We start from the raw sequence: 8218 nt of genomic DNA on the forward strand, positions 1-8218 counted from the left end.
TAAAAGGCCAAAGGCCGTGACGGTTTGCAACCCGTCTTTCATGTTCTTGGGGTGACCGTTGACGTATTTGAACCCGTAATCAACGCCGTCAGATGTGGGCATCAACTCAATCACGCCCTCATGGCTATGCGAAGCAATGCGCGGGGTTTTGTCAAATTCTGGCCACCGTCTAAAGTCATCTTCGATGCAGTCGGCGATCTGCGCGATACAGGTCTCTATGCCAATATCGAGGACCAAGCGCATCATATTTTCAACACTCACGAAAGGCACGACATTCAATTGTTTTTGCATGGTTTATCTCTATTTTCGGAGTATTATTGTGCGCTACGCGTCATGCGGTCTAAAACGCGCCGCCCGAAAAGGCTCGCGGTCAAGTTGACCAACAGTTTTGCCGTCCGCCCGCGCTCGTCCAGAAAAGGATTGAGTTCGACCAAATCCAATGAGTGGACCAAGCCCGCCTCTTCGACCATTTCCATAATCAAATGTGCCTCGCGAAAGGTCGCTCCACCTGGCACAGTCGTGCCAACAGCGGGGGCAATTGCAGGGTCCAAAAAGTCCACATCAAGACTGATGTGTAACCACCCGTTGGCCGCTTTCACTTTCGCCAAAAATTCGCGCAATGGCGCCACAATCCCGAACTCGTCAATGGCGCGCATATCATGCAGTTCGATCCCGGCAGCCTGAATGGCCTTGGCCTCGTGACCGTCAACGGAGCGCAGGCCCATCATGCAAATATTCTCTGGCGCCACGGGGTGGCTGACATCGGGAAAATACGGCGAAAACCCCTCTTGTCCCGTGTAATAGGCCACGGGCGTTCCGTGCAAGTTGCCGCTCTCGGTGGTGTCGAGCAAATGGAAATCAGGGTGTGCATCGAGCCACAAAACAAACATTGGGCGGCCTTGCTCTGCGGCCGCGCGCGCAACGCCCGTCACCGTACCCGCCGCCATGCAATGATCGCCGCCAAGGAAAATGGGCGTACCATCGCGGGCGCCATGATAGGCCGCGTCACAAAGTGCCTCGGTCCACGCCACAACCTCATCCATGTGATGGATCGCCGCATTTGGATGCACTGGGCGCACGCGCACGTCGGGCCGCACGTCACCGCGGTCCTCAACCGTACAATCCAGCTTGGTCAGCTCCTCGGCCAAACCCGCCGTCCGAAGCGCCTCTGGCCCCATACGACATCCGCGTTGGCTAGCACCCTCCTGAACGGGGGCTCCGATAAGTATACAATGTGTCACGTGCGTTTTCCTCACAGTCAGGCGCATATTTTCCTTGCAATAAGTGGCAGTAATAAGTGCAATAAGTGATCACTTTGCAAATTCATTCACCCGTTGTGAAAGATAAAGATATCAAAATGGACGACTTGGACCGCTCGCTTATCGCTCATCTGCGCCGCAATAGCCGCGAGCCTATCGCGAATCTTGCGGCGTCTCTCGAGGTGTCGCGCGCAACGGTCCGAACCCGTTTGGATCGGTTGATCAGCACGGGTGCGATCACGGGATTTACCGTGCGTGTACGCGAGGATGATCTGACAAGTCCGGTGCGTGGTATCACCTTGATCAAAATCGCAGGACACCGCACGGCGCGGATCATTGCGCAGCTTCAAAAAATCACCGGGATTCAGGGCATTCACTCAACCAATGGAAAGTGGGATTTGATCGTAGAGTTGGCGAGCGAGAACCTATCAAATTTCGATGCTGCACTTGGTGCAATGCGCGAGATTGACGGCATTTCGGAATCCGAGACAAATCTACTTTTGGGAACACATCACCACGGCAAAGTCGGGCGTCAAACCTGACTGGTCTGCGCGCCGCCTGAAAAGCCGATTTTCATCCACGCATAACACGACCCCAAAGATCGGCGCCCCCACACACCGCCGGATTGATCGTTTTATCGATAAAATCCTCGATAATCTTAATGAGTTTCACCAAACTTGTGCGCTCCCACCCATCCGTCATTAACCTCTTTAGTTTTTACTCGCACTTAGGCGCAATTGACGCGTCCCGCTGATCGTATACCAGCGAAGTAGTGGGGTAGTTGCGATGCAAGCGGATCAGGGTATCAAACAGAACAGCGAAAGCAGACGGGCCATCGCGCGCTATTTTGGCTATATGATCATCCTGTTTATGGCCGTCATAATCGCGTTTTTACCAGGCCGCGCGTACGCAACACAGACACGCGCTGTACTTATCATTGGCAATGATCCGGGTGGACGACTTGAAACGCGGATCAAAGAAATAAAGGACCTGCGCGCGAACCACACACAGGTCAGGATCACACATGGCTATTGTAACTCGGCGTGCACATTATACCTCGGGCTACGCAATACATGTGTCTCGCGCGATGTATCGTTCGGCTTTCACGGCCCGATGAGCCAGTTTTACGGACTGGCCTTGCCCCCTGACGCATTTGAATACTGGTCGGGCGTCATGGCCGCGCACTACCCTGCGTCCATTCGGGCGTGGTATCTGTCAGATGCACGCTACACGACAGTTGGTCTGCGCCAACTCTCGGGACGTGAATTGATCAAGCGTGGCGTGCGTGAATGCCATTGAGCTGTGCGCAACACACGAAACCTCTCAATTAGGAGACGCGGACACGCCAAGCGTTCTTGGCACGTTAACGGGTTGGGTCAACCCATAGGCTGTGATCCGTGTCGTCGCAGCCTCGCCTTTGGCAACCGCGTTCGCCGCTTGTCTTAGACCATTAGACGCCGCCACATTCGACATCTGGTCCGCAGCTCCCTTTATCGCGCGGGCCAAGCCCGACAAGGCGGACGGCGAAGTTGTGACCTGTGCGGCGGCGTATACAGACGCCGCAATCTGGCCAATCGCCGCGTCAAGCTCATCCCCAGTCAGACCTGCGGCTTGCAACGCAGCGATTTGTAGATCCACAAGCGCCGCACATTCCGATTCATCGGCGGCACACGCAGCGGCGATATCTATATCTTGGGACAAGGCCGCCCATGGGCACAGGGCCAGCCAGAATGCAGATGCTACTATTGTCAGTCTTGCTGTCATAAAGCGCTCATTTCCAAAACGACCAATACACCCTTAAGTGGCACAAAAAAGCGCTATCAATCAACCTAAAAGTGTGCAAATCTATCAAAAGTATCATTCGCAACCCAACACGGGCAATGCACACCCGACATCGCCCACGCGACCCTGCATCGAAACAGAACACAAAAATGTCTCGTTCCTTTGCCCCAAATCAAGGAGGCACATGAAAATCGCGACGACACTTAGCGCCTCCCTGCTCGTGATGGCTGTCTTGACGGGCTCGATCGCCACACAGGCGGCGGTCGATGAGTATAGCGCCATGCGCCATACAAAGTCGGGTCCAAACGCCGCGTTTTTGCAATTGCGCCAACTTCAAAACATCTCGGTTTCGCCATGGTCCATCAGGTCGCAATCAGCCCTCTTGGAAATGTGCAACGACGGATTGATCTCCCCCCTTTCGACCGCGGTTGCGCGCGAGACATATCGGCATGCCGCCACACAATGTGGAGCATACGCCATGCGCGTTATACGGACCAATCCAACATGGGGGTTGGCATGGTTCACCGCCGCGCGCGCGGCATGGGCGTCGGGCGATAATGTAGCAGCACACGACGCATTGGCGCGCTCCACACACTTGGCCCCAAACGAAGGATGGCTGGCTCAAAAGCGTGTTCTTTTGGCATTGGACTTGCCCCATTCTGACGCTATTGCGGCCGGCCTCGAGCATGATTTAACCGTCTTACTATCCGACAAAACAACCCGCGCATGGCTGGCGGAATTGGTCGCGGTCCATCCGACCGCACACCTAAGCATCACATCCAATATCGACGCAATACCGCGCGCCTCTCGTCCCTCTGGCGGCATGTGATACCATGATTTTGCCCGCCGCATCTCAGAGCGATACGCCTGCCGCAGCTCAAGCTGATCATGCGCGCGATGGCATTGCACCTCTGCAATTCGTCGTGTCCTTCCTTCCCGACCGCGACATCGTGCAAACATCAAACCGCGCCAACGCCTCGCTCTACATCTGGCTCATTGGCCTAATCGTCATCCTCGTGCCGGTTCCATATGGCTCACATCGGCCAATGCCGTGGGCGATATGGGCCATAGTCGCATCCGTCATGATGTTGGGCTTTGTGATACGCCACAAAGAACATATCTACCGCATTCAAACCCAGAGCCGCATTATGGCTCTGGCCGCACTCTTGCCGCTATTTTCAGCGGGACAACTCTTGCCATTGGGTCACCTGTTTGACGGAGCATTCCCACCTGACGCCGCCCCCGAAACCGTCACGCTTAGCCCCTCCGCAACCCTGCTCGCCATCTTGCGTCTTGCGACATATACCATGCTGTTCATCCTCACATTCGAGGTCTGTCGCCGCCCGCGCCACGCCCGCAAACTGGCGCAGATCATCTTTTACGGTGTCACGCTACATGCGGTCGTAGCGATGATTTTGCTCAGCGTGATGGGGGATCGTGCTATTTGGGGAGAGAAAACCGCCTACCTCGGGTGGGCAACCGGCCCCTTTGTAAACCGCAATTCGTTTGCGAGCTTCATGGGCCTTGGCATCATCATTGGGATGGGCTTTGTGTTTTCGCCGAAAATGCACATGCGCGCTGATTGGCGTATTCTGCGGCGTCAAAAACGCAAGCCCGTGGATGCCCGAACAGTTGCCAACGGTGTGTGTTTGGCCTTGCTGTGTACTGCGCTCATTGCGTCAGGATCGCGCATGGGGACAGCGGCAACGATAATTGGCGCATGCGTCACCTATGCCTCTATGGCGACTGGAAAGACACCCAAAGTGCGTATCACATGGCGTCATCTGATCGGCGCCGGAGGCACCCTCACATTGTTCGTACTCCTTTTAATGTCACGAGACATCGGTACGAGGTTGCTTTTCTTCATGCCCGATCTGAATATCCGACTGGATCTCTATGCAAACATTTGGGATCTGATTTTGGCGCGGCCATGGGTAGGATATGGACTTGATACGTTTCAAATCGCATTTCCCCTGATCCATGATCAACGCGCCTCACCCGCGGTCATCTGGGATTTAGCACACAATTCATACCTAACACTATGGGCCGAAGTTGGGCTCATTGCAGGAACTGCGCCCATGATCGCCCTTGCATGGTCGGCAGTGCGCCTCATGCGTGGCGTGCGGCGCGCACCTCGGCCTCAGTTTGCGCCAGCCATTGCACTGGGGGCATTGGCGATGGCGGCCACGCATTCTTTGGTTGATTTCAGCTTTGAAGTACAGGCCAACACGCTGCTACTACTCGTGATCATCGCAATGGGTTTGAGCCTGTCCAGCACATATCAAATGGAGCTGAAATGATTCATTGGCCATGGCGCACAGCTCTCCCCGCAACGGGTCAGCTCAAAAAACTAACTTTGGACCACACGCCAAGCGTCACCTATGCGGTTGGCGATATTCATGGGCACTACGACCTTTACAAGCAGCTTGAAGACCAGATCGTTGCGGATGCGCGCACCTTTGACGGCCCAGCGTTACTCATCGTACTCGGCGACATGATTGATCGTGGTCCCAAATCTGCGCAGCTTTTGGATCATCTGTTGACGCCCGCGCCCAATGGGATCACCCGCATATGTCTGCGCGGAAACCACGAAGACATGTGTCTTCATGCTCTACGCACGCCGCAATCGGCCGACGACTGGATCGCGTCTGGTGGCGCTGAAACCTTGGCCTCCTACGGCTTCCATCAAGATCAGGGCGCTCAACACTCATTCAACAAAATGGCGGCGCGGATCCCATCGAGCCACCGCCAGTTCCTCGCAGATCTTCCGGTGTGTGTCAGCCTTCCAAAATGGTTCTTTTCTCACGCAGGCCTAAACCCTGCCCGCCGCATCGATCAACAACGCAAAGACGATTTGATCTGGACTGATCCTGCCGTTTTGCAAGGTCACACCTTTACCCAATGCGTGATCCACGGCCACCGCCCCATCGACGCCCCAAGCATCGGACATAAAACGATAAACATCGATACCGGAGCCTATAAGAGCGGCGTGCTCACAGCGGTCCGACTTGTTGAGGGGCGCGCGCCTCATTTCATCGCCGCAGACGTCCACATGTCGCAGGCATCCCCATATTTTTGAGACTGAAATGAGACATATGATAAATTTGGAATCCACAAATATTTCGGGCGTCATGTCGATGATCAAACGCCAGATACGGTTAATGGCAGTGAGCGGTGCCATCATCATCGGGCTGGTTTTGGTGTACTTGTTCAATACAACCCCACTCTATACCTCCACTGCGCTGATCTACGTCGATCCCTCGAAAAAGGATCTGTTGGCGACCGAGCAATTCGGATCCCTATCCGGTTTGGCGGAAAACTCGAAAATAGAGAGCGAGGTCGAAATTTTGCGCTCGAACCGTGTGTTGTTCGAGACGATGACACAACTGCGCTTGGTGCAAGACACCGAATTTGGTCCGCGACTAAGCCGCTTTGATCAAATCAAAACGGCGCTTGGCCTGACAACCTCGTCGCAGGGCGACCCGAAAAAAATGATCGCGGCCACGGCGGTGAAACTAAGTGATGCCCTGCGCATACAGCGAAAGGGACTAACATACCTCATTTCCGTGTCCGCGACATCGTCCAGTCCCCAAAAAGCGGCGACCATCGCCAACACCTTGTCCGAGGTCTATATTGCACAACAGGTAGCGGCCAAAACCGATGCCGCATTGTCCGCGCGCGATGTGCTACAGGCGCAACTCAACACCGCAAAAACACAGCTCGCCCACAGCGAATCCGGGTTCGACAGATTCATGTCCGACAATTCGGCCCGTTTAAAAGCCGAAGTTGGCACCGATGTATTTTTGGAACTGGAACGACAGGTCACAGCAGCGCGTGACAACACACGCCAAATCAAGGCACAGATTGAAACCGCGCAAACCGCTCGGGCAAGCAAGGATTGGGATGCGCTCGTCACAGTATTGTCGAATGATGCACTGGCGGGCCTCAATGATCAACGACGCCAAATTGAACAGCGCCTGACAAGCACGCAAGAGAGCGCACAAACACAAGAAAGCCTGCGTGCCGCGTTATCGCTGACCCAATCCAAGATGGATCAACAGGCAGACGATGCAATTTCATCGTTTCAAACCACATTGACGGTCCGCCAGAACACTCTCGCTGAGACGCAACGCGCATTGCGCCAAGAGATGATGCAAAGTGATTTATCGCCAGAAACACTGGCAAGTCTGTTTGAAATCCAACAAGAGGCAGACATTGCACAACGTCAGTATACAACGCTTTTGTCGCGCGTGCGCAGTATCGAAGCACAAGCATTGGTCCAAGTTGCCGACAGTCGCGTGGTGTCTGACGCGATTGCACCAAGCTTTCCCAGCGCCCCAAATTACAAAATATCGCTCGCAATTGCGTTCATCATCGCAAGTGGCGTGGCCTTCGGATTGGCGATCATAAACGAGTATTTTGTGGGAGGGGTGAGTGCTCTTAGCCAATTGCGTAATCTGGTGTCTGGCCCAGTGATCGGCCTCATTCCAAATGTAAAGATCACCGACACACAACTCGGCATAGCCGATTTAGTCACGGATGCGCCTATGTCTTTGTTTAGCGAGGCCCTACGCCGCGCACGCGCCCATATTGATCAAGGTCTCAGGGATCGCACATTACGAAGTGTCGTCATGATGGTAACATCTGCCAACATTGGTGAGGGAAAATCCTCCGTATCGCTCGCCTTGGCCCGCACCTATGCAAATGCTGGCAAAAACGTGTTGTTGATTGACGCCGATCTGCGTCGCCCCTCGCAACACAAATACATCGGGTTCGAGCCAGACGAAGGTTTTTTGGAGTACCTTAGAGATAGCCGCGACAAAAAAGAGGTTGGGCGCAGCTTTTATGTGGCCGATCCAAAATCGCAGGCGGCCATCATACTTGGGCGCGGCAATGCGGACCTACCCACGGACCAATTGCTACAGAGCACCGCCTTTTGCGATCTGATTGAAAGCGCGCGACAAAGTGTTGATATCGTCATCATAGACACGCCACCGGTTTTGCCAGTTGTTGATGCCCGCTATATAGCACCCTTGGTCGATGCAATTGTATTCACGGTGCGATACGGCACAACATCACAAGGTGACGTGCGTGACGCCATTGCCCAACTAGAGGCCGCGAAAAAGAGCGAGACGCCTATTTTCGCGACACTCAACGCCGATGAGGCCCAATCTATC

The 8218-nt window shown here is 54.5% G+C and carries 8 protein-coding genes and 1 pseudogene; 6 read left to right on the forward strand and 3 right to left on the reverse strand.

Translation table 11 applies throughout. The features are described from left to right. Both ACTG34_RS00815 and rocF read right to left on the reverse strand, forming a co-directional pair. Positions 1 to 291 (reverse strand): annotated as a pseudogene (locus tag ACTG34_RS00815) (ornithine cyclodeaminase); the annotation flags it as partial. Between the two features lie 23 nt (positions 292 to 314). After that, entirely contained in the window at positions 315 to 1241 is a 927-nt protein-coding gene (gene rocF, locus ACTG34_RS00820) for an arginase (protein WP_439103156.1), read from the reverse strand. A gap of 116 nt (positions 1242 to 1357) precedes the next feature. Here rocF and ACTG34_RS00825 point away from each other — a divergent pair, with 116 nt between their 5' ends. Continuing rightward, on the forward strand, positions 1358 to 1801 hold the full coding sequence (locus ACTG34_RS00825; protein ID WP_439103157.1) for an Lrp/AsnC family transcriptional regulator: 444 nt from the start codon (positions 1358 to 1360) through the stop codon (positions 1799 to 1801). A 328-nt stretch (positions 1802 to 2129) separates the two neighbouring features. Continuing rightward, a complete protein-coding gene (locus tag ACTG34_RS00830; RefSeq protein WP_439103158.1) occupies positions 2130 to 2558 on the forward strand; it encodes a hypothetical protein in 429 nt (142 codons plus the stop codon). A gap of 24 nt (positions 2559 to 2582) precedes the next feature. Here ACTG34_RS00830 and ACTG34_RS00835 read toward each other — a convergent pair whose 3' ends face one another. Continuing rightward, positions 2583 to 3023 carry a hypothetical protein gene (locus ACTG34_RS00835; protein ID WP_439103159.1) on the reverse strand — a complete coding sequence of 147 codons (441 nt, stop codon included), beginning with the start codon at positions 3021 to 3023 and terminating at the stop codon, positions 2583 to 2585. Positions 3024 to 3225: 202 nt separating this feature from the next. On the opposite strand from ACTG34_RS00835, the gene ACTG34_RS00840 reads away from it, so the two are divergent. From ACTG34_RS00840 to ACTG34_RS00855, 4 genes are all read left to right on the forward strand, one after another. Then, positions 3226 to 3870, forward strand: coding sequence for a hypothetical protein (locus tag ACTG34_RS00840; protein WP_439103160.1), 645 nt, complete (start codon positions 3226 to 3228; stop codon positions 3868 to 3870). Positions 3871 to 3874: 4 nt separating this feature from the next. Continuing rightward, entirely contained in the window at positions 3875 to 5341 is a 1467-nt protein-coding gene (locus tag ACTG34_RS00845; RefSeq protein ID WP_439103161.1) for an O-antigen ligase family protein, read from the forward strand. Then, positions 5338 to 6120, forward strand: coding sequence for a metallophosphoesterase (locus ACTG34_RS00850; RefSeq protein WP_439103162.1), 783 nt, complete (start codon positions 5338 to 5340; stop codon positions 6118 to 6120). The genes ACTG34_RS00845 and ACTG34_RS00850 overlap by 4 nt, the downstream gene beginning before the upstream one ends. A 7-nt stretch (positions 6121 to 6127) precedes the next feature. Further along, on the forward strand, positions 6128 to 8218 hold a 2091-nt coding region (locus tag ACTG34_RS00855), incomplete at its 3' end, for a GumC family protein (RefSeq protein ID WP_439103163.1).

This window comes from Celeribacter marinus (assembly GCF_965656515.1).
In the GTDB taxonomy this organism is placed as follows: Bacteria; Pseudomonadota; Alphaproteobacteria; order Rhodobacterales; family Rhodobacteraceae; genus Celeribacter; species Celeribacter marinus_D.

Bases quoted from the DNA above. Each gene is read 5' to 3' on its own strand.
- ACTG34_RS00825 (WP_439103157.1), top strand. From the start codon at position 1,358: ATGGACGACTTGGACCGCTCGCTTATCGCTCATCTGCGCCGCAATAGC.
- ACTG34_RS00830 (WP_439103158.1), top strand. From the start codon at position 2,130: ATGGCCGTCATAATCGCGTTTTTACCAGGCCGCGCGTACGCAACACAG.
- ACTG34_RS00835 (WP_439103159.1), bottom strand. From the start codon at position 3,023: ATGACAGCAAGACTGACAATAGTAGCATCTGCATTCTGGCTGGCCCTG.
- ACTG34_RS00840 (WP_439103160.1), top strand. From the start codon at position 3,226: ATGAAAATCGCGACGACACTTAGCGCCTCCCTGCTCGTGATGGCTGTC.
- ACTG34_RS00845 (WP_439103161.1), top strand. From the start codon at position 3,875: ATGATTTTGCCCGCCGCATCTCAGAGCGATACGCCTGCCGCAGCTCAA.
- ACTG34_RS00850 (WP_439103162.1), top strand. From the start codon at position 5,338: ATGATTCATTGGCCATGGCGCACAGCTCTCCCCGCAACGGGTCAGCTC.